Origin of the sequence: Halobacillus litoralis (assembly GCF_004101865.1) — a bacterium.
Classification (GTDB): domain Bacteria; phylum Bacillota; class Bacilli; order Bacillales; family Halobacillaceae; genus Halobacillus; species Halobacillus litoralis_A.
The window spans coordinates 468,762-490,331 of sequence record NZ_CP026118.1 but is presented as its reverse complement, the minus strand read 5'-3'; the positions used below and the strand labels follow the sequence as shown (position 1 = coordinate 490,331).

Here is a 21,570-nt window from a genome sequence, read left to right as displayed (position 1 = left end):
AAACGACTTGAATGTTGCACTGTAGTTTTAGGAGAGGGATTTATTGATGAACTTTGCTGATTTATTATCCAGCTTTTCTTTTGTAATTGGCTGGTTTGTAGTAGTTGTCGCTATTTGTTATTTCATTCCCTCTATATTACTTGGGGGATTTTTTCTCTTGGTTTCATTGCTTGCGATCGCATCCGGTGGTTTCCTTATCTGGATATCCAAACGAATTTAAAGCCTGGAATGAGTCACAGAATAGTTAAAAATCTAGTCTGAATTGATAGGCTTATGGAGGTGGCTGTATTGTTATCGTTTTTAATTATCATGATTATAGCTTCCTTCACTTTGTTTTTTTCTTCAACACTCTTAGGATTTGTTACCGTCATGAGGAAGAAACGAATATATTACGGGACAATAATAACCATCTCTTCACTTGTTCTCACATTCATTTTTTTCATTGAAGGTTTGAGTAACGGGTTTGCATATCTATATTTAGCCGTCCTTCTCGGGACGAGTTTATGTTTAACTGGAGTATTTGTATTAACTGCAGGATTTTAAAAAAAAAAAGAAAAGCGATCGATCACCAGATGTCAGGGGATGTTGTTTAAATTCAGGATAAACTTAAAGGCAGCGTTAGTATAAGAGAGATTTGATTTCTATCAGCATTTCTTCTGAATAGGGTTTCGGGTTTATTATCAAATTCTAAGCGGAGTTTCAAATTTATAGTGTATAGACAACCATTTCTGCATATAGTCTTATAAAAAGGTGTGAATGCCATGGCCTATATGTTCGATATAGATCGATTCGTGGATGAGCGTTCTTTGAGTGTCAGTGTGAAAAATAAAGGGCTGAATTATGGGTTAGGTTGTATAGAAGGGATTCGAGCTTTTTGGAATGACCGGGAAAAGCAATTGTTCATCTTTCGACTAGAAGAACACTTGAAAAGGTTTCATGACTCTGGGAAAAGTTTGTTCATAAACATTCCTTTCTCGGTAGAGCAACTTTCCCATATCACCAAACAATTGCTTTTGCTGAATCAGGTCACACAGGATGTCTATATACGCCCTATTTGTTTTAAAGGGTCAAACACATTACGACCTAAATTAAACGGCTCATTTAATCATCTGGCTGTCTACACGGATCTGTCGGAATATGAACCGAAGCCATTCCTGAAAGTATGCATTTCCTCATGGACTAGAATAGGAAGTAATATGATTCCACCACAAGCTAAACCTTCAGCAGGCTACATGAATTCTGCGTTGGCAAACAATGAAGCTGTAATGGATGGCTATGATGAAGCGGTATTTTTAACAAAAGAGGGTAACGTCAGTGAAGCAGCTACAGCGAATATTTTCATTGTGCGAAGGGGAGAGGTACTTACACCTCCTATGTCAGATGATATCCTGGCAGGCATTACGAGGGGGACAGTCGCTCAGATATTACACGAAGAGATGGACATACCGGTCATTGAACAAAGTTTGGCAAGGGTAGAATTGTATGAGGCAGATGAAGTGTTCTTTACAGGCACAGCTATTGGAATCAAGCCAGTCGTGGAAATTGATCGAAGGGTGATCGGCGACGGGCAGATAGGACCGGTTACTTTGAAGATCCAACAAATTTACAATCAGATAGTCCGTGGGGAAATGCCGGCATATCGGGATTATTGCACTTCATTATATTAGAATGCTGTGTTTTTTATGATCCAGTTCCCTCATGCCTGCTTGCTATTATCTTTGAAGCACCATTTCATATATCAAGAAGGCGATTTAAAAAACAGGGGGAGACTCTATAAATAAATGATGATTAAGTAGAAATAAAAGGATAAAACACCTTGAACCTATATAGAAGGACTACCAGCGGAAATTCTAAAAGGATAGTCGCAATTTCCTCATTCCTGAATTTGCCGGTCTATATTATAGAAGGTTGTTTTAACTTTTCACCATAAAACAGCCCCCTTCGGAAAAGGGAGCTGTTATAAGTTTTGTTTGCTACTATTGAGTGAATCGTGATCCCTTTATTCAGCAAGGTTTGCTGTCATCTTCATTCGCCAAGATGCTATTCACCAAATAATAAATCGATTACCATTTTGGTACGCTGCAGCCGACAATGATCAATAAGATAAACAACACAACAATCAAAATGAAATTGTTTCTGCGGGGTGGTGGGCATTTATATGCGGGAGCATAAGCCATGTGCGGGGCGTTTGCACCCATATAAGGAGCATTCACGTTAGCGCCCATGGAATATGGAGCATTCGCATTAGCACCCATATAAGGAGAATTTGTATTTTCCATCTGAAAACATCCTTTCGTTTTTGTGTGTTCGTCACTATATAGTACTCGCCTGGTACAAAGATGAGCCCGTCAACCCAAAAAATGGGTGTCTGTCACGACTACACAAATCAGGAGTTTTCAAAGCTTAGATTTATAACTCAGCTCAACCAGGTAATGTTTGAAAGATACAGATGTCTTATTGTGATGTACGAGGAATGGTGTCGTTTTATGAATAGTTCGGCCGCTTTGTGTGCTGAAGAACCTTGCGGGTTGATTGAAAGAAGGTTTAGTGATTAAGCTTGTCAAATAGGCCGATTGCTGACTATCCGCTTTTCGTTTATTATTCAGCCCCTCAATCATCTTATTCTCTGTCCTGATACTGAATCCATGTCCGAAAAAAAGATCATTTCCCAGGGTTACTGCATTGACCCCTCGAAACCATGGTATGGTTGGGTCCACATCAGGGTTATTGAAATAGACGACATCTCCAGGAATGTAAGCATTCGCAAATACAGAATGCAGTCCGAGGTCATCATCAGTGTGCCAACTGTACAAATAGAGATTTGGAAAAAGGGTGTTAAAAGAGTTGCTGCCCATCGTTTGCAATAGACCGTGATAAAAAATGATAACGCAAGCGGTCGCACATTCAAATCTGTAGAGAGCGCTGTTTTTGAAAATATCGATAATCGCATCTGCCGGTCTCACTTGACGTTTCAACAGAAATCCGCCTTCTTTAGTCAAAATCCAATAATCAGAATTACACTGGGCATTTTTGAAAGTGGCAAAGGCTGCTTTACCACCATCCATATCTTGCGCACTTATGATGATGTTTTTTCTGGCTTTAATTTCAAATAAAAGTTCCTGTTCTGACGAATAAGAGTAGACGTTTTGGGCCTTTTGTAAAGAATCGATGATAAGATTCTCGACTTTATCAGCTTTCCATGATTCACTAGGTTGAAAAGGCCTTCCAGATACCTGGATCATACGGTTGCTCCTTTCCAAAATAAAAATAGCTGTTATTCACCTATCATATTCATATAGGTGCTGGATGATGTTAGCACCCACACATATTCGTCGACTCGTAAGCGGCGCAATTATTGAATCAGACCTTTTCTTATTCGTTTTTGTCTATGCTAAAACCAGACTGCAAATTTTCCATATCCGTTATTAATCGATATTCATTGGATAAATTATGCCTAATGATGCGATTACCTATTTGGAAGCAAATTGAGATTAAATGAAATACAGAGGTGATTAATATCAAAACAATGGTAGATATCGGTGACAAAAAGCTTGAGGTGTGGATGAAAGGAAAAGGGAGGACAATAATCATCCAACCAGTTATGATCAGCCCTTTACCTGAATGGGAGCCCTTATGTGAAGATCTTTCAACTGAGGCAAGAGTCATTCTTTACAATAGGGCTGGCTGTGGAAAGAGTGACAAAGGTATAAAACCGAGAAACCGTAACGAGAATGCAAAGGACTTAAAAGCTCTAATTGACAAACTTTGTATAACATCTCCTGTTATCATTGGCCATTCTTATGGTGGCCTTATTCTCCAGCAATTTGCATTGGATTACCCAAACTTGGCTGCAGGGTTTATATTTGTAGATTCAACATCCATGGATGCTCATATGCTGGAGGATGTTGAAATCGAAGGGGAAGATGGAAATAGTACCGAAGCTTGGATTGAGAAATGCAAATGGTATGCCACCCTTTCGAAGGAAGATCTTCTGGAGGAAGTGAAAGATTGGATAAGTGAACAGGAAGAATTCGTCTCAGAAAGCAAACCTACGGAAATTTTAGAGTTTATGAGTAACCCGATCATGTTCGCATCAGTTGGTGAAGAACTGCACTATGACCTTTTGTCCAGCGGGGAAACCAATCAAAGAAAAGACTTTCCTGAAACGTCTACAATAATTATTGGCAGGGATCCAAAGGTATCGGTGGAAGAAATGATAATCACCGAGGGGTTACATAGGTCAGAAGCATAAGAAATAGAGAGGATTTGGCAATACTTGATTCGACGTCAAACGAAGTTCAATACTCAAACTGAATACTTTTTGGCTGAAAATTCAGGTCATAGTATACATATGGATAAGGCGGAAATGATCAGAAAAGCTGCTAAATCATTGCTTTATATTTAGATAAGTCGAATTTGGCTGTAATAAATACTAACCTGAATAAAGGATGGATTTACTGATGATGGATTATAAGTTTGTGACCTTAAAGGATCGTCCTGAACTAAAGGGATCATTAAATGGTCTGCATAGTTTGGGGTGGCCTGATTTTATGAGGGAGGATCCAAAAGGGGATCGATACTGGGATGAACTACTTTCTTTATGTCCAGGATTTCAATTTTTGCTTTTAAACGGGTCAGAAGAACCAATCGCTTGTGGCAATTCGGTTCCCTTTCACTGGAACGGTCATCCAAGCGAATTACCTCCTGGGTGGTCTTCAGCCCTTGAAAAAGGGGTGTTGGAGCGGTTAGATAATATCTCATTTAATACTTTGTCGGCCATAGCGATAGTCATCCATCCTGAACATAGAGGCACAGGGTTAAGTGAAGTCATGGTAAGGAAAATGAAGCAGATGGCGATAGACCATAATATTCAACAAATGATCGCCCCTGTACGCCCATCATTGAAATCCGATTATCCTCTTATACCTATGGAGGATTATATCTGGTGGAAGAGAGAAGATGGTAAGCCTTTTGACCATTGGATAAGAACACACTGGAAGACAGGAGCCCGCATCATTAAAATTGCTGAAAGGTCGATGGAAATCCCAGGTTCGATATCACAATGGGAAGAATGGACAGGCTTGAAATTATTATCTTCCGGAAGCTATGTTATAAAGGATGGGTTAGTTCCTTTGGAAGTAGACAAAGAAGTTGATGAAGCCCATTACATTGAACCGAATGTCTGGATGGAACATGAGTTGTAGCGTAATGTTTACTGCAAAAGCAACACGAGTCAATTAGATCCAGCTTATTATCTTTTCAGGGCAATTCGAATTCTATATAAGTGATATTTTAATGATTTATAATAAAATGGGACTGGGAGAAAACACTAATTGCCTCTGGAAGAAACGAACAATAGGGTGGAATGGATTATATGGAGCGTAGGCAACATACTTAGAGTTCTTCGGGACAGCACGAAACAAGACCCCGGAAAGCGGTCTTTGCTTTCTGAGGGGCTGAGGCCGTGTCCGCTGAAAGTGAAGTATATTGAGGCTAATGAAGAACTGCAACTTTCTGAGTTATCCATCAAAGAAAGGCCGGGCAGGACGATTTTATCGTTCCCTCGGCTTTTTTATTTCGATGAGACATTTATAAATCAAAGAAAATCACTCTTTTTAGATTGGCCTCGTTGCTTCCACGAGGAGTTCTCGGTGGTGACGCCTGCGGGAAGAGCGCGAGCCGAAGATCCACTTGGTCAAGTGATCTTCTTGACCAAGTTAGCTGAGGCCGTGCCCGCGGCAAGCATCCACCGACAAGCGATGCGTGAGAAGCAACAACAAACATTAACAGTTCCTCTAGATTGAATAGGGTTTCCCAGTGGAAAAATACTTTTGTCACTGCCTCGTTGTTTTGAGCAGATGAATACTTCATGAATTCATCCAAAAGCTTATCGGAGTCTTTCAAATAGATTACAAAATGACAATAATATTATGTTTAAATTACCGAATGAGGCGGGGACACATATAGTAGAAGCTATTATAAAGGAGGAGTTAAGATGAAAAAAACAACAAAATATTTAGCGCCCCTGATAGCTTTAGGAGTCAGCTTTGGAGTAACTGGTAGTGTCTCAGCACAATCGGATCACAGTGTTGAAGTTAAACCGGAAGACACGCTTTGGAGCATCTCTCAACTATATGAAGGAGTAACGGTTGATGAATTATACGAAATGAACCCGAATGTAGAAGCTTTCAATTTAGAAGTAGGCTCCCATTTAAAAGTAAATGCAGAACAAGATAGTTCACGAGAGGTCTATCACACCGTAACACCAGGTTCCACTTTGTACAGTATTGCCAACCTTCATGCAAATGTTACGCTTGATGAACTATATGAATTGAACCCTGGAATCGACCCTTATGATTTACAAGCTGGAGATGAAGTGAAAGTAAGAGAAACCGGTGCTTCAGAACCTCATATAAGTAAAGATGAGGCTGAAACAATCGTCAGGGACAATTATGATATTGAAGAAAGCACAAACGTTGTCTACGATAATGTAGTTGACGGCAAATATCTGGTTCACGTCTACAATGTAGTTGATAATCATACGGCAACAAAAGGATGGTATTTAGTAAACCCTCATACAGGAGAAACAAGTAATTATATGCAGTAAAATATCTTCTCAAAGCTTTTTAAGGAGTTCCCGATCGCCGGGAACTCCTTATTATAGTATTGAGCGTTTAATAATGAAAGTGTGGAATTAAATGGCAAATGGTTGGATTTTGAAAAATTGAATCGATTCATAGAATAAATATGTTAATCTTAAATTGTAATATTTCATGGTATTAAGGAGCTATGAACAAGCGTCTGACTAACGAGTAGGTTTATTTACAAAAGAATAGCTGTGTTGGAGAACGAGGCAAGTTTGATGGCGAGGAATTTTGAAAGGGGATACATAATCTTGAACACAAAATACTTAGATTTACTGGCTCAGAAATATGATAGTGAAGAAAAAGTGGCTAATGAAATTATTAATCTTAAGGCTATTCTTAATCTCCCTAAGGGAACCGAGCATTTTGTAAGTGATTTACACGGGGAATATCAAGCATTCCAACATGTGTTAAGAAATGGTTCAGGGAGAGTGAAAGAGAAGATTACAGATCTTTTCAGCGATGAGTTATCAGAAAAAGAGATAAATGAGTTTGCCACAATGGTTTATTATCCTGAAGAAAAAATAAAATTAATGAAAAATGCATTTGATAATAAAAGCGATTTGAATCAATGGTACACGCGAACTATTGAACGGATGATCAAGCTTGTTTCCTATGCCTCCTCTAAGTATACCCGCTCGAAACTACGTAAAGCTTTACCAGAACAGTTTGTTTACATTATAGAAGAGCTTCTGTATAAAACTGACGATTTTATTAATAAGGAATCCTATTATACGAAAATCGTCCAGCAAATCAATTCTCTCGGCCAGGCGGACAAGCTCATTACAGGTCTTGCCTATACCACCCAAAGACTGGTGGTGGATCACCTTCACGTCGTAGGGGATATTTATGATCGCGGACCGGACCCTGATAAAATCATGGATACTCTCATTAATTATCATTCCGTTGATATCCAGTGGGGGAACCATGATGTCTTATGGATCGGTGCTTTCTCCGGTTCAAAGGTTTGTCTTGCTAATATTATTCGTATCTGTGCTCGATATAACAATTTGGAAATTATTGAAGACGTCTATGGGATAAATTTAAGGCCCCTGCTCAATCTTGCCGAGAAATATTATGAGGACAACCCTGCCTTCAGGCCGAAAGTAAGTGCAGATGACAACACACCTCCGCATGAAATTGAACAAATCACTAAGATTCACCAGGCTATCGCCATGATTCAATTCAAACTGGAAAGTTCTATTATTAAGAGACGTCCGTACTTCAATATGTCTGAAAGGCTTTTACTTGATAAAGTGGATTATGAGCAAAGCGAAATAGTGATTGGTGACGAGAAGCATCTCCTGGAACACACTTGTTTTACAACCATAGATAGAGATCGACCTGACCTGTTATTAGAGGAAGAGGAGCGGGTGTTGGACAAACTGTTGTTTTCGATCCGTCATTCAGAAAAACTCTCTAGACATATGAACTTTTTAATGAAAAAAGGCAGTCTTTATCTGAAATATAACGGAAACTTGTTAATCCATGGCTGCATTCCATTGGATGAACAGGGAAATATGGAAAAAATGAAAATTGAAAATAGAACGTATGCGGGTCGTGAATTGCTTGATATTTTTGAACACTACTTACGGCATGCTTTTGCTCACCCAGAAGAAAGCGACGACCTTGCCACAGATATGGTCTGGTATTTGTGGACAGGAGAATATTCATCACTCTTTGGTAAGAGAGAAATGACGACATTTGAAAGATACTTCATTAAAGATAAGGAAACGCACAGAGAAAGAAAGAACCCTTATTATTATTTACGCGAAAATGAAGAAACCTGCCGTAAAATCCTTAATGAATTCGATCTCAACCCTGATCACGGTCATATTATAAACGGCCATACACCGATAAAGGAAATTGAAGGAGAAAATCCAATCAAAGCGAATGGGAAAATGGTGGTCATTGATGGAGGGTTCTCTAAGGCCTATCAATCAAAGACAGGGATCGCAGGATATACGTTATTATATAATTCGTACGGCATGCAGCTTGTGGCGCATAAACATTTTAACTCTAAAGAAGAAGTCCTCAGGGATGGCACAGATGTTTTATCAGTAAAAAGACTGGTAGACGAAGAACTGGAGAGGAAGAAAGTGATGGAAACCAATGTGGGAGAGAAGCTATTGGAGGAAGTGTACATCTTGAATAGGCTATTGGAATACCGCTATATGAATTAACCGATTCTTTTTTTAAATGGCTATGTTAAAGGTTGTTGTTGATTTTTCATATGAGAGTTATTCAGTTATAACAGTATTATGGAAGACTCGATTCCGAGATACTCAGGGTTCGTTGCCATATTGAGCTTCAGGGTTGGTTGGGAAGCAACTCGCTTTCCTGTGGGGGACCTGGCGAGCTTCCTCGGGCTAAAGCCCTGCGGGATCTCGCCTATCTCCTTCTCCCACGGGAGTCTCGCAGCTTCCCCACCAACCCATCCGATGTATGTGAGAAACGAACCCCCTTACTCAGGGGGATTGTCTTCTCTTCTCTATCCTTGTGTTATAGTCGTAAAATGCTTTATATCAAGCTCTCTTGATCAGAATACCTTCCTTGGAAGTGTCAATCTCTACTTCCCTTAAGCTCATAGATGCTTATTCCAGAAGTCGTTTCGAGAACCTTATATGGTAAAGGGGCGGAGGGAAACGGGGAGACTCCTGAATTGAAAGCGAAGTGTCTTGAACAGATGGGGGATGCTTCGCTTTCCCTGCCGCCCCTTGCTATGTGTTTTTCTCGAAATTCGTTCAGAAAAAATACTGTCATATTTGGGTGAGAATCAAACATCTTACGCTTAATTACAGGGTGTCCTTCATGAATGCTCCCCTTGAGATGTAGTTTCGAGAATCTTCCTAATCGTAATGAAATGTAACAGAGCCTTTTAAATAGATATATCCCACTATTTCCCAGTAGGGAAAGTACTCATTCAAAAAGCGATTCTTAAATTGACTCATAGAAAAAGAGCCTTCGTCGCGAAGGCTCTTTTTCCTATTTTTGAGCGAAAGTGATTGAGTTCTCAAGCGTCATTAAAATTTCTTTACGTGGGTTCTCTCCTGAAATCGTAGTCAAGGTTTTTCCTTTTTCTTTTACGACAAGAACAGGCAATTGATCTTTGGATACCTTCAAGTCATCGGCGTTTGTTTCCGTTTGTTTGAACTCAAGTTTTTGCCCGTCGTTCTGCTTCATTTTCCAATCTAATAAAGCACTTAAGTAGTTTTGAGCTTCTTCTTCTTTATCAGGTTCTGTATATAAGTATAATTCATAATCGAGTGGTGTGGCAGTGAACACTTGTACATCTTCTGATTGCGGGAAGCATCCCGCCAATAACAATATGGTCACAAAAGCTAAAAGTATTCTGTTCAGCATTCTTCACCACTCCTTGTCTGTTGATCCACGTTCAGTGTAACAAAAGGATCAGCCTGAAGCGCCGCTGTTATTGAAATGTCATCAGAATGAAAGCCTGATGTCTCATTTTGACATCTGCTGTTAAAAATTGAAAAAAAGACATGGAGGAATGAATTCCTCCATGTCTTCCTGCAACTTTATTTGGTTTTCTTCTTCAAATCAACTTTCTTAGCTTCTTCCTGGAAAGCCTTGAGTAGGGAGAAGCAAATCAAGATCATGATGAACGTGAATGGGAATGCTGCAATGATGGCAGCCGTCTGTAATGCCTGCAGTCCCCCCTGCCATAGAAGCACGGCGGCGGCACCTGCTTGAATGATTCCCCAAGTGAACTTAACCTGGTTCTTCGGATTCAAGCTGCCATTCGTCGTTTGCATTCCTAGTACGAAGGTTGCAGAGTCCGCTGAAGTGATAAAGAATGTACTGATCAACAGAAGACCGATGATGCTCATGAACATTCCAAGCGGTACATGTTCCATCATAGAGAACAAGGCAACTTCTGTACCTAGTTCACTCACATCAGAATAAATGTCCACACCATCAAAGAACTCAAGAGAAATGGCTGTTCCACCGAAGACGGAAAACCATAGAGCTCCGAATACGGTCGGTACGAGCAATACCCCTAGAATGAATTCACGGATGGTACGCCCTCTGGAAACACGGGCGATGAATGTTCCGACGAACGGGGCCCAGGAGATCCACCAAGCCCAATAGAAAATCGTCCAGCCTTGTACCCATGAACTATCTTCAGCAAATGGCGTCAGACGGAAACTCATGTAAGGTAAATCACGTACATAAGAACCGAACGTTGTCGTGAAGTAATCCATAATGAAATTGGTCGGTCCTGCGAAAAGCATGAACAGCATCAATAAAAGGGCTAGAACAATGTTCGTATTACTGAGATACTTAATCCCTTTATTCAACCCTGTCATAGCAGAAACCATAAATAATACGGTAACAACTGCGATAATTGTCAGCTGCAAACCGAATGTGTCCTCTAAACCATCAACAGTAAAGGCAAGTCCACTGGAAATCTGCAGAGCACCTAGACCTAGAGAAGTAGCAACACCGAAAATTGTTGCGAATACAGCAATGAAATCGATAAGTGTGCCGAGCGGACCTTTGACTCTCTTTTCACCTAAGACGGGAGTGAGCGCAGCACTGATGACGCCTGGCGCATCTTTTCTGAACTTAAAGTAAGCCAGGGCCAAAGCTAGTACAGCGTAAATCGCCCATGGGTGAAGTCCCCAGTGGAAGAAACTGTACTTCATTGCCGATTGTGCCGCTTCTTCACTCATCGATTCTTGATCGACTAGCGGTGGCGTGTGGAAGTGGGAGAGTGGTTCAGCTGCTCCCCAGAAAACAAGCCCGATTCCCATACCTGCACTGAACAACATAGCAAACCAAGTGATGTATGGGTATTCCGGCTCATCTTCCGGCTTACCTAGTTTTAATTTACCATACTTAGAAAAGACCAAAAAGATAGCAAAGATTAAAAATCCAGTTGCTGATAGTAAATAAAACCATCCGAATTTTTCTGTTAAGAATCCTTGAATGTTCGATGTTATGTTCGATAAGTTCCACGTCGGTAGCGTCGATTCAGGGATTATTCCCCAAATGATGAACAAAACTGCAGCTACGACGGAAATGTAGAAGACTTTTGTTACTTGATTCATAACTAACATCCCTCCTAATAGTAGTAGTAGTGTTAACATTCCCCTTTTTCTAATTTTCTTGTGTTACGTAACATTTTTCTACGATATGCCGCTGTTTTTCTGACAAATTTTGCAATTCCTCCAAAACGTCATGAAAACAAAGCATTTCATAAATCAAAATGGTTTGCGGGGGTAAATGATGGCGATAACCAGTTTCTTTCTCGACATGGTCTTCTTTCCATTTCCAGAATACATCATCCAACTGGTCAACCATCTGGAACTGCTCTTCCCTGATTTTATGGGTGGGATCGTGAAGTACTCTGGCGTATTCATCAGACAGAGAGTGTAAAAGTCCTTTTTCGCTTTCCGTGAAATCAGCCGCCTTGGTTTGGACGTATTGAATGTTCCCCAAGTGATAGGCAATTTGTTGAAATGCCCCCAGCTTTCGTTGAGAAAGTTGAAAAGCGACCATCTCTTCTTTTGAATGGCGATGATACTTCCATTCTTCTCGCTGATATCGGGATAATTGAAAGGTCTTTTCTAAGTGGGCAGTCAATTGCCGATAGGAACGGTGAATTCCGCGAGTTTTCTCTTTAGATTCTGCCGTAACTTCATTAATTATTCGTTTAACGAGCAGACCAGCATGATTATACAAACCATTGATGTTTTTGTAAATCATGGGGGAATAATTGGGTGGCAATAGGAAAAAATTCACAAAAGTCGAGATGATGATTCCAATGGATGTAGTACCCAGTCTCATGAAAAACGAAACAATATGATGATCCTGAAAATCGGGAATCATGGCTGTGGCGGTGATTGTAGCCACTAAAATCCCATCATCCAGTTTCAGTTTGTGGCAGACAGCAATCGTAGCCATTGCCACCAAAGCGAAAGTAAGTGCACCTTTACCGAACAATCCATAAAAAGTGGTGGCAAGCAATGCTCCGATGGCTGAAGCAGGAAATCTAACAGCTGCTTTTTTGATAGAATCTGCAGCGGTGTGCTCGATTGTTACGATGGCGGTAATCACTGCAAAAATGATAGGCAAATTAAAAAAACCGCAAATCAATGCAGTCAAAAAGACTGAAATACCCGTCTTGAGTGTGCGGCTACCCATAATTTTGAATTTTTTTAATGTGTCAAACATTTTTATCACCATCACCCATATATTTAGAAGTCAAGAAGACCACGATAGTATATTATATAATAAATTTCCCGAAAACGATAGAAAAAATGTAGAAACTTCTTATATAATGGAGGAAGTGGAAATACATAACAGTGGAGGGACATCGATGAAAAAGTGGATTGGTTTATTTTTGGTTCTTACTCTTTTGCTGGCTGCATGCTCAGGAGTGGAGAGTAAAGAAAGCCAGGAGGAAGAGGAGCAAGAGCCTGTAACAGAGGAGAAGGCGCAGGAAGAAGTTGCTGAAGAAGAAGCAGAAGATACAGAGGAAAATACTGATTCAGAATCAGCAGAAGAAAGTGAAGAAACGGTAGTGGAAAAAGAACCACAGTATGAAATCACTGGCAACTGGTCATTCCAACCGATTGCTGATGCGAATCCAAAGGTTGCTTTATTGACCTTTGATGATGCTCCTGATCAATACGCAGTGGAAATGGCGAAAACGCTGAAAGAATTAGATGCACCTGCTATCTTTTTCGTGAATGGTCACTTTATTGATACCGAAGAAGAAAAAGCGGCGTTAAAAGAAATCCATGAACTTGGTTTTCCAATCGGTAATCATACAGCGACACACGCATCTTTGCCTGACTTGACCGAAGAACAACAAAAAGAAGAGATTGTTGGATTGAATGATGAAATCGAAGAAATCATTGGAGAGCGTCCGGATTTCTTCCGTGCTCCATTCGGTCAAAACACTGAGTTTTCTAAGAATCTGGCGGCCGAAGAAGACATGCTTGTCATGAACTGGACGTATGGCTATGATTGGGAGGCAGAATACCAGAATGCAGAGGCATTGGCAGATATCATGGTTAATACTCCACTTCTGGGGAATGGCGCAAATTTACTCATGCATGATAGGGAATGGACGTATGAAGCAGTTGACGAAATAGTTGAGGGAATTCGGGGGAAAGGTTTTGAATTACTTGATCCAGCCCTTATTCAAACCCCGTAGAAGATATTTGTACAGGCAGGTCGTCTTTTTGATGACCTGTTTTTTTTATGGGTTATTCAAGGGTCTGAAATGATTGTCGGTTTCTTGAAAAGTTTTATGAAAAAATCACTTTAAGTTCTCATGAAGTTGACGGGCGAGCTTTTTTCCTGGACTAATTTTACAAGTAAGCTCATATATTTATTAGAAGGTGATTTATTAGTATGACACATTTTTAAAAAAGTTATACTTTTAGGGTTGCAATTTTTAATGTGTCATAATAAAATATAATTATATTGAAAGCGATTACAAAACAAGGAGTGGATATGAGATGGGAACAATCGTCTGTCAAGACTGTCAAAAGGTGATCGAACATTACGAAAATGAAAAGGTTTCTACTCTTTACAGCACATGTCCGACCTGTAACAAACCAGAGAAAAAATAATAATTACATTAATCTATTGAATAGGGGCTCTCTTTCTGAAAAGGAAGAATAAATAAGAAAAGAATCAAGCGCTGCAATGAGCGCTTGATTCTTTTTTGCCTTCATCCAGCTCCAGCGTCCAGACGCTCGAGGTCATAAGTCAATCAACTGCGTGGAGAAAGGTCACTCCACTTCGTTGCTTGTCTTATGCGTTTCGTGTCTTTCAAGGCGCTTGCGCTTTTGAGTCATCATTTAAATGCTTTTTGTTCGCGGATGACTTGGATTTTCTCAAGAGTGTCGTCTTCTGGGCCCTGAACGGGTAATCCTGCTTCAATGTTTTCGTGAATATAATCGATATTGTCGGATGTGATGATCTCCCCTGGGATGAAAATTGGAATGCCTGGGGGGTAAACCATAACGAATTCAGCACTTATGCGGCCGACTGCTTCTTTTAACAAAATGGTTTCGGTGGACGCATAGAAGGCGTCCCTTGGTGATAAGGAAAGGACAGGGATAGCCGGAACTTTCACAGGGATACTGGCCACATCATCCACGCTGACACATTGGTCGGCAAGACATTTGAGGGCTACTACCAGTTTTTCGATATCTGACCCTCTGTCTCCTGGTGTTACAATACATAGGATATTATAAAGATCGGATAATTCAACCTCAATATGATAGTTCTCACGCAGCCAAACTTCGACATCATAGCCTGACATACCAAGTTTTTTCACTGAGATAATTAATTTGGTCGGGTCATAATCGACGGTCGCATCACTGGTCAGAATCTCATTTCCAGGACAATAGATGGAAGGGATCTCATTCAATTGTTGACGGGCAAGATCAGCTAACCGGAGAGTTTCTTCCATTAATGCATGTCCGTTGATGGCAAGGTGTCTTCTGGCAGTATCCAATGATGCAAGTAAAATGTATGAAGTTGATGTCGTTGTCAACATGGACAAGATGGATTGTACGCGCTCATGGGAAACGAGGCCTTCCCGCAAATTCAGCACTGAACTCTGTGTTAATGAACCACCAAGCTTATGCACACTTGTTGCGGCCAAATCTGCTCCTGCCTGCATGGCAGAAAGGGGGAGCCGTTCATGAAAGTGAATGTGGACACCATGGGCTTCATCAACAAGGACGGGTATGTCATAATTATGAGCGATCTCTACAATCTCCTGTAAATCAGCGGTTACACCGAAATAAGTAGGATTGATGACCAACACGCCTTTGGCATCTGGATGGGCTTCGCAAGCTTTCTTTACGGCATGCGAGGTGATGCCGTGTGAGATCCCGAATCGCTCATCCAATTCGGGGTGGATGAAAACAGGTTTAGCTCCCGAAAAGATGATGGCTGTCGTAATTGATTTATGAACGTTCCTTGGTACAATGATTTTATCTCCAGGCTGGCACACACTCATGATCATCGTCATGATTGCACCTGATGTTCCCTGGACAGAGAAGAAGGTATAGTCAGCCCCGAAAGCTTCTGCGGCAAGATCTTGAGCTTCTTTAATCATTCCTTGTGGGTGGTGGAGGTCATCAAGGGGTTCGATGTTGATCAAATCGATCGAAAGAGCATTTTCGCCCATGAATTCGCGGAACTCCTCGTCCATCCCTTTTCCGCCCTTGTGACCAGGAATGTGGAACTGGATGGGGGTTTGATCTCTATGTTTTTTCAACCCTGTGAATAAGGGGGTTTCATGTTGGTTCATAAATCGTTTACACCTCTTTACAAATAGAAAAGCAAATGAATTATAGCAGAGTCCCGGATAGCTGGCTAGTCTTTTGTGTATCCTTTTTCCAATCGTGATAAAATGAACAGAAAGAGGAGGGGATGAAATGCAATGGAAAACACGCGTGACAGAGTTGTTGGATATTACATACCCGATCATCCAGGGAGGGTTGGCTCATTTAGCTTACTCGGATCTGGCAGCAGCAGTTTCGAACGCTGGAGGATTAGGTCAATTGACAGCGATGAGCATGGATGGACCTGAACAATTAGCAGAGGAAATCGACAGGCTCAGACAAATGACTGAGCAGCCATTCGGTATCAATTTTGCCATTGGTCAGCACGGAAGGCCATTTGAAACGATGGTAGACGTAGCCATCAATAAAAAAGTTCCGGTGATATCCGTGACAGGAGGCAACCCCAAGCCAGTATTAGATATGGTTCGCGGCACAGGGATTAAAACATTAGTGCTCGTAGCGGCCAGAAGACAGGCGGTCAAAGCAGAAGAACTCGGTGCTGATGCTGTCATGGTGGTTGGCCACGAAGGCGGAGGTCATCTTGGGCGGGATGATGTCGGTACATTTGTCCTCACCCCCCAAGTGGTCGACGCTGTCAATATCCCTGTAATTGCTTCCGGTGGCATCGGCGACGGGAAAAGCTTGATGGCTGCGTTATCACTTGGAGCGGAAGGGGTCGAAATGGGGACGAGGTTCATTGCTACTAAAGAATGTGTCCATGCCCATCCGGCTTATCAAAAAGCCCTCATTGAAGCGGATGAAACTTCGACGACAGTTATTAAAAGGAGTCTGAAAGCACCTGCCCGCGCATTGAAAAACAGTTGGACAGATCGTATTCTGGAACTTGAACAAGAAAAAGCGGGTTATGAGGGACTGAAATCCTTCATCAGCGGGCAAGCGAATCGAAAATTCATCCATGACGGTGAGCAGACATCCGGCTTCGGGTGGGCTGGTCAAGTCGCATCCAGAATACATGATGTACCAACAGTAGATGAAATGATCCACCGTATGATTACAGATGCTGAGGAGATCCGAATACGTTGGAATTAACAAAGGAGGAAAAGGATGAGCTACACCTATCCCATCGATGAAGTATATTGGACAAAAGAAGAAATCATAGATGTGGTCAATTTTTACAGCTTGGTCGAACAAGCATATGAAAAAGGAATCAAACGTGACGACTTGTTGATGGCCTATACGAGATTCAAACAAATTGTCCCTTCAAAGAGTGAAGAAAAAACACTTTGCAGCCAATTTGAGAAAGAGTCGGGTTATTCCTGTTATCGGACTGTTAAACAAGCCAAGGCTTTAAGTCCTGGAGATAAAGTGAAGATGTCGTGAGCCGAGAGTGAGATTTGCCAGAAGAAAGCAGTTCAGTTTGGAAGTGCCGTACGCACTGTTTCCCAAAATCTGAACTGCTTTTTCATGGGGAAATATATTCGAGGGGGAGAAGAACAGCAAGCATTGAATTGCGTACAATTCAATGCTTGAATATCTTAATTCAATCAGGTATTCAACGTGGAAAATTAATCAAGCTGTTTTGTGTAACGATAAAGCGGTTCAAGTGTTTGGAAAGTCTCTTTACAAAGGTCGAGGAAAGCACCGGGATCTTTCAAACGGCCGTCACCTCTTGCTATGTGCCGTCCGCAAAGGATTTCGGCCTTTTTAACTGTCTTCAATCGCTCGGTCATGTTAGAGAACTTCTCACTATCAACATCGCTTTGCGGAATCGCTTCAGGTTTCGTGTGATCTACGGACCATACAAAATCTTCAGGGATGTGATCAAGGATGTCCTTTTTGTTTTCCTCTAATTTATAGGCGAAATCCTGTTTGATCGGGCTTTCGTAAATGACTGCAAACCAAATGAACACGTGAGATTCCCACAGGCCGATTTGGAAATGCGGCAGTTTCTTATAGCCTCTATTATTTGAAGCAAGTGCAGCCCATGTGTCGTTCGGTGGATTTGTCTTCCTGCGAAGGTGCCGCGCGACATGGACGAACATCTCATCACCTGTCATAGCCGTTACATCTGGAGCGAGCTCCGTGGCGACGGCTTCCAGTTTAGGCGAAATCCGTTCTCTTAGAGCTTCCATTCTATTTTCCAAACCCGGAATGGAAAATACGTCAAAATCTTCTTGGGTGAACCCAGTAAAAGTCGTCATTTTATCAACTCCTCCAATTTCCTCGGTCTTATTTTACCATAAAGGCAAGGCGTTTCTAAGTGATGTGTTCCGATGGTTTGAATGATGTAAAAATGGGTTACATATAAGTAATCTAACTGAAACTTCTGTAGCAATAATCACATATATATATAGTAAGGATTTGAAAGGGAGGGATTGGCAGTGAAACATGTCATGGAAGCGTTGCGCAAACGAGAAGCTGAAGAAAAGCTCCCGGTAATCCGTATGGAGATTGATTACGAATTGGTTACATTGCATGATGCAATGATCGCAGAAGATGTTGAAAAAATTAAAAAGACAAAAAAACGACTCTCTGAACTTCGTAAGCAATTGATTGAATGGTCTATAGAGTAGCGAGCAACAATATAGTTGCTCGCGCTTTTTTGATTTCAGCAGGACAAGCCAGGTAAGGAAAACCTTCTCCATTATATTTACGCGCTTTGAGACATGAAATAATCAACGGACTTTGATACGATAAACGATGAGACTTATAAAAGGGGTACGATGACATGGATCAACATATAAAGAACGAGGTATTCGATTATGCAAAAGCATGGATTCTGGAAGCCGGTGAACGGATTCGTTCAAAAATCGATTCACCAAGATCCATCGAGACGAAGTCCAATGCGAACGATCTTGTAACAGAGATGGATCAGGAAACAGAACAATTTTTTGCGAAAAAGATTAAAGATACTTACCCGCAACATTATCTTTTCGGAGAAGAAGGATTCGGCGATGAAATAGAGGACTTAGGTGGAACAGTATGGATTATCGACCCTATTGATGGAACAATGAATTTCGTCCATCAAAAAAGGAATTTTGCTATTTCCATCGGTGTTTATTTTGAGGGGATCGGAGAAGTCGGTTTAATCTACAACGTAATGGAAGATGTTCTTTATGCAGTCAAGCGTGGAGAAGGTGCGTATAAGAATGACCAGCGGCTTCCGGATTTAAGTGAAAAACGACCATTGAAAGAATCCATTCTAGCATTGAACACAAGCTGGTTGATACCAGAAAATCCACACGTGGAGCATAATGGTATGGAAGAGCTTGTTAAAACGTTACGCAGCACAAGATCTTATGGATCAGCCGCTTTAGAATTCGCTTTTGTCGCAGAAGGGGTACTTGATGGATATTTAACTATGACGCTGATGCCCTGGGATTATGCTGCGGGAAGCATACTTGTTCGCGAAGTAGGTGGAATCGTCACCCGGGCTGACCAGGAAGAGCTGGATCTTTTAAATTCCACGACGGTCCTCGCAAGCCGTGCCAACATTCATAAAGAGATCTCTGAGAACTATGTCCAACTGAAAAAATGAAAGAAAGCGACCCGGATAAGGTCGCTTTCTTCATGCTTGTTCTTGTTGTTGCTGGCGTTTGCGTTTCAAACCGAAGCTCATTAAGACAAAGCCTAGAATGAAAAGTACAGCTGCAAGCCAAAAAATCTCCTGCCCAAGAGCAAACCCGACAGCAACAAAGGATAAAATGACAAGAAAGGCTAAGAAGCCTGGGTTCCATTGATTATTTTTCACAAGCGTCACCTCTATTCATCATTATTATAAAGGATTTGTCCAAATAATGAAAATGGCGGTATGGGTGGCATATGGTGGATGATTCTAGTATCATAGATGGAAGAGAACAGGGGAATCACGAGGAGGAACGTCATGAAAGATACATCAACATTACCTGTGCCTACAGACTTATGGCCTGTAGCAGATTTCTTTTTTAAAGGAATGGGAAATGAAGTCAATTTAAATGATGAAGATGAAGTAGCGATGTTATTTCGTTCATTTATGCTTTTATACTTAACAACGGTTGCATTGGCAATCATTACTTTCAAGCTGGGTTTCGCAAGGAAACTGCCATTGATGAAAACGATTGTAGTCTATGCTTTTCTAGTGATCGGTACATTCATTTTGACATTGATTCTAGGATTGAACTTACCGCTCCCAGAGAGTTTGCTGGTTGCTGCCCTGATCCTGGGTATTTACCGATTGCGCTTGCATAAAGAACGCGGGGGCCGTCAACAGAATGAATCTTCATAAAAAAATCCCTTCCGGTCATTCGGAAGGGATTTTTTATAGTATGGGAATTGATTTATGATGTTGTTGAGATTTTAATCGAAATGAGTGCTTACAGAGTCACATGATTCATCCAGTTTAAGATAAATGCTTTTCCTTTTTGCGTTCTCTGTTGAACCGGAATTTGCCTGTGGAGAGTCGTTTATTTGTTTTTTCTTCAATTCGATCGTGACAGGATTGACACATGTACGTGTGAATCCGTCGATTTCTCAGCCTTTTTGCCTGAAGACAATAACTGTCTATTTTTTCGATATTATCGCAAATTACGCATTGTACACGCATCTTTTCACCTCTATTATTTAAAACGATTACGTATAGTTTAACATAATATGACTTTTATAAATAGATGAAGTTTCCACGTTTGATGGAGGAGTAGTTCGGGAAATGTAATTAAAGAAGCAAAAGAAAGGGATGATTTTGTGAGAAAACGTTGGATTTTTACAGCAGTTGGTGCAGTTGCTGGAGGTACGATTGCGTATTTCCTGAAAGATGAGGAGAAAAGAGAACAGGTGAAAGACAAAGCAAGATCTATCCAAGGAAGCTTCGGACAGAAAGCTGATTTGCCGATTGAAGAAGCGGGTAAACCGGAAGTATCCCATCAAGATAATGCGGATATGGTCGCGGAAGGTTCGCAGTTCGGTGTTCAATACTATAACGAATTAACTGAAAAAGAAAGAGAAATCCTAGAAAAAAGTAACAGCTAAATCCTTTCGGGGATTTAGCTGTTTTTCTGTCACTCTTGTTTAGATTGTTCTTTTTCGATTTCTTCTAATTGCTCTTGTTCTTTTTCAGGGACGGAGTCTTGATTCTTGTTTGTATGAGGTTTTTCATTGATCGGACCTTCTGGCATATACCGGGCGACAATCTGGCTGAGTTCATCGGTTACAGCTTCGATTGGATGCCCTTCAGAAATTTTCTGGCCGAGACCACGCAGGCGCTCTACACCATCTGCATCAGCAATGACGGTCGCCTGCTTTCCATACGGGTCATGCTTGAGCGCTTCTGCAACTGAGTATTTGATGACTCCGACTCGTGACCTATCCAGATCTTTGTCAACGTCAATTCCGACAGCTACATAATTTCCTAGCACGATAGCTGTCGCGTCGTGGACATCTGGTACTTCTACAGCTAGTTTAGCCAGATGCCGTGCAGCTTGCTGACTGGTCATGTCTTTTTTCTTGACTGGTTCAGAATCCGTCACATATTTTACTTCTGAATCTCCTTGGCGTTCTTCTAATAAGGACTCTTCGCCATTTTGCTGACAAGCGGCTAAAAGCATAAGGATCATCAACAATAATAATTTTTTCAAAGGAAACACCACTTT

Annotated in this window: 25 protein-coding genes; 15 read left to right on the top strand and 10 right to left on the bottom strand. The window is 41.1% G+C overall.

Annotated elements, in window-relative coordinates; all coding sequences use genetic code 11:
• The first annotated feature begins 43 nt into the window (after positions 1-43).
• Together HLI_RS21385 and HLI_RS02505 are read left to right on the top strand one after the other, a co-directional pair.
• Complete coding sequence (locus HLI_RS21385; RefSeq protein WP_164908449.1) at positions 44-220, top strand: hypothetical protein; 177 nt, start codon at positions 44-46, stop codon at positions 218-220.
• 541 nt (positions 221-761) lie between these two features.
• On the top strand, positions 762-1,667 hold the full coding sequence (locus tag HLI_RS02505) for a branched-chain amino acid transaminase (protein ID WP_128522924.1): 906 nt from the start codon (positions 762-764) through the stop codon (positions 1,665-1,667).
• 396 nt (positions 1,668-2,063) lie between these two features.
• Here HLI_RS02505 and HLI_RS21940 read toward each other — a convergent pair whose 3' ends face one another.
• Both HLI_RS21940 and HLI_RS02495 read right to left on the bottom strand, forming a co-directional pair.
• On the bottom strand, positions 2,064-2,279 hold the full coding sequence (locus tag HLI_RS21940; RefSeq protein ID WP_241655919.1) for a YjcZ family sporulation protein: 216 nt from the start codon (positions 2,277-2,279) through the stop codon (positions 2,064-2,066).
• A 117-nt stretch (positions 2,280-2,396) separates the two neighbouring features.
• Positions 2,397-3,242, bottom strand: a complete 846-nt coding sequence (locus tag HLI_RS02495; RefSeq protein ID WP_128522923.1) for a protein-glutamine gamma-glutamyltransferase — start codon at positions 3,240-3,242, stop codon at positions 2,397-2,399.
• A gap of 266 nt (positions 3,243-3,508) precedes the next feature.
• On the opposite strand from HLI_RS02495, the gene HLI_RS02490 reads away from it, so the two are divergent.
• The 5 genes from HLI_RS02490 (at position 3,509) to HLI_RS02475 (ending at position 8,827) form a co-directional block, all read left to right on the top strand.
• Positions 3,509-4,252 (top strand): alpha/beta fold hydrolase, encoded by a 744-nt coding sequence (locus tag HLI_RS02490; protein WP_128522922.1) that lies wholly within the window; start codon positions 3,509-3,511, stop codon positions 4,250-4,252.
• 208 nt (positions 4,253-4,460) lie between these two features.
• The gene (locus HLI_RS02485) at positions 4,461-5,204 is read left to right on the top strand and encodes a GNAT family N-acetyltransferase (RefSeq protein WP_128522921.1); all 744 of its coding nucleotides are present in this window, start codon (positions 4,461-4,463) and stop codon (positions 5,202-5,204) included.
• Between the two features lie 447 nt (positions 5,205-5,651).
• Positions 5,652-5,804: a hypothetical protein gene (locus HLI_RS21380; RefSeq protein WP_164908448.1), complete on the top strand. Its 153-nt coding sequence runs from the start codon at positions 5,652-5,654 to the stop codon at positions 5,802-5,804.
• A 191-nt stretch (positions 5,805-5,995) separates the two neighbouring features.
• Positions 5,996-6,607, top strand: a complete 612-nt coding sequence (locus HLI_RS02480) for a LysM peptidoglycan-binding domain-containing protein (RefSeq protein WP_128522920.1) — start codon at positions 5,996-5,998, stop codon at positions 6,605-6,607.
• 288 nt (positions 6,608-6,895) lie between these two features.
• Positions 6,896-8,827, top strand: a complete 1,932-nt coding sequence (locus HLI_RS02475) for a fructose-1,6-bisphosphatase (RefSeq protein ID WP_128522919.1) — start codon at positions 6,896-6,898, stop codon at positions 8,825-8,827.
• A gap of 802 nt (positions 8,828-9,629) precedes the next feature.
• Here the strand turns inward: HLI_RS02475 and HLI_RS02470 are convergent.
• The 3 genes from HLI_RS02470 to HLI_RS02460 all read right to left on the bottom strand — a co-directional run bounded on the left by HLI_RS02470 (position 9,630) and on the right by HLI_RS02460 (position 12,845).
• A complete protein-coding gene (locus HLI_RS02470) occupies positions 9,630-10,007 on the bottom strand; it encodes a hypothetical protein (RefSeq protein ID WP_128522918.1) in 378 nt (125 codons plus the stop codon).
• 176 nt (positions 10,008-10,183) lie between these two features.
• Entirely contained in the window at positions 10,184-11,719 is a 1,536-nt protein-coding gene (locus tag HLI_RS02465; protein ID WP_128522917.1) for a glycine betaine uptake BCCT transporter, read from the bottom strand.
• 49 nt (positions 11,720-11,768) lie between these two features.
• Complete coding sequence (locus tag HLI_RS02460; protein ID WP_128522916.1) at positions 11,769-12,845, bottom strand: FUSC family protein; 1,077 nt, start codon at positions 12,843-12,845, stop codon at positions 11,769-11,771.
• A 145-nt stretch (positions 12,846-12,990) separates the two neighbouring features.
• Between HLI_RS02460 and HLI_RS02455 the strand changes: the two genes are divergently transcribed.
• On the top strand, positions 12,991-13,833 hold the full coding sequence (locus HLI_RS02455) for a polysaccharide deacetylase family protein (protein ID WP_128522915.1): 843 nt from the start codon (positions 12,991-12,993) through the stop codon (positions 13,831-13,833).
• A gap of 307 nt (positions 13,834-14,140) precedes the next feature.
• Positions 14,141-14,254, top strand: coding sequence for a GapA-binding peptide SR1P (locus HLI_RS02450; RefSeq protein ID WP_128522914.1), 114 nt, complete (start codon positions 14,141-14,143; stop codon positions 14,252-14,254).
• A 227-nt stretch (positions 14,255-14,481) separates the two neighbouring features.
• On the opposite strand, the gene HLI_RS02445 is transcribed toward HLI_RS02450, so the two are convergent.
• On the bottom strand, positions 14,482-15,951 hold the full coding sequence (locus HLI_RS02445; RefSeq protein ID WP_128522913.1) for an aminotransferase class I/II-fold pyridoxal phosphate-dependent enzyme: 1,470 nt from the start codon (positions 15,949-15,951) through the stop codon (positions 14,482-14,484).
• A gap of 127 nt (positions 15,952-16,078) precedes the next feature.
• Here HLI_RS02445 and HLI_RS02440 point away from each other — a divergent pair, with 127 nt between their 5' ends.
• Both HLI_RS02440 and HLI_RS02435 read left to right on the top strand, forming a co-directional pair.
• A complete protein-coding gene (locus tag HLI_RS02440; protein WP_128522912.1) occupies positions 16,079-17,035 on the top strand; it encodes an NAD(P)H-dependent flavin oxidoreductase in 957 nt (318 codons plus the stop codon).
• Between the two features lie 15 nt (positions 17,036-17,050).
• Complete coding sequence (locus HLI_RS02435) at positions 17,051-17,326, top strand: UPF0223 family protein (RefSeq protein WP_128522911.1); 276 nt, start codon at positions 17,051-17,053, stop codon at positions 17,324-17,326.
• A gap of 185 nt (positions 17,327-17,511) precedes the next feature.
• Here HLI_RS02435 and HLI_RS02430 read toward each other — a convergent pair whose 3' ends face one another.
• Positions 17,512-18,147: a YktB family protein gene (locus HLI_RS02430; RefSeq protein ID WP_128522910.1), complete on the bottom strand. Its 636-nt coding sequence runs from the start codon at positions 18,145-18,147 to the stop codon at positions 17,512-17,514.
• A gap of 180 nt (positions 18,148-18,327) precedes the next feature.
• Here HLI_RS02430 and HLI_RS02425 point away from each other — a divergent pair, with 180 nt between their 5' ends.
• Both HLI_RS02425 and HLI_RS02420 read left to right on the top strand, forming a co-directional pair.
• Complete coding sequence (locus HLI_RS02425; protein ID WP_128522909.1) at positions 18,328-18,519, top strand: hypothetical protein; 192 nt, start codon at positions 18,328-18,330, stop codon at positions 18,517-18,519.
• A gap of 155 nt (positions 18,520-18,674) precedes the next feature.
• The gene (locus HLI_RS02420) at positions 18,675-19,484 is read left to right on the top strand and encodes an inositol monophosphatase family protein (protein WP_128522908.1); all 810 of its coding nucleotides are present in this window, start codon (positions 18,675-18,677) and stop codon (positions 19,482-19,484) included.
• Positions 19,485-19,514: 30 nt separating this feature from the next.
• On the opposite strand, the gene HLI_RS02415 is transcribed toward HLI_RS02420, so the two are convergent.
• Positions 19,515-19,697: a DUF5325 family protein gene (locus HLI_RS02415; RefSeq protein WP_128522907.1), complete on the bottom strand. Its 183-nt coding sequence runs from the start codon at positions 19,695-19,697 to the stop codon at positions 19,515-19,517.
• Positions 19,698-19,829: 132 nt separating this feature from the next.
• Here HLI_RS02415 and HLI_RS02410 point away from each other — a divergent pair, with 132 nt between their 5' ends.
• Complete coding sequence (locus HLI_RS02410; protein ID WP_128522906.1) at positions 19,830-20,210, top strand: YlaH-like family protein; 381 nt, start codon at positions 19,830-19,832, stop codon at positions 20,208-20,210.
• A gap of 114 nt (positions 20,211-20,324) precedes the next feature.
• Here the strand turns inward: HLI_RS02410 and HLI_RS02405 are convergent, their stop codons facing one another.
• Positions 20,325-20,528, bottom strand: a complete 204-nt coding sequence (locus tag HLI_RS02405) for a YlaI family protein (protein ID WP_128522905.1) — start codon at positions 20,526-20,528, stop codon at positions 20,325-20,327.
• A gap of 137 nt (positions 20,529-20,665) precedes the next feature.
• Between HLI_RS02405 and HLI_RS02400 the strand changes: the two genes are divergently transcribed.
• Positions 20,666-20,950, top strand: coding sequence for a hypothetical protein (locus HLI_RS02400; RefSeq protein ID WP_128522904.1), 285 nt, complete (start codon positions 20,666-20,668; stop codon positions 20,948-20,950).
• Between the two features lie 29 nt (positions 20,951-20,979).
• Here HLI_RS02400 and HLI_RS02395 read toward each other — a convergent pair whose 3' ends face one another.
• Entirely contained in the window at positions 20,980-21,564 is a 585-nt protein-coding gene (locus HLI_RS02395) for a YhcN/YlaJ family sporulation lipoprotein (RefSeq protein ID WP_431357397.1), read from the bottom strand.
• Between the last annotated feature and the right edge of the window lie 6 nt (positions 21,565-21,570).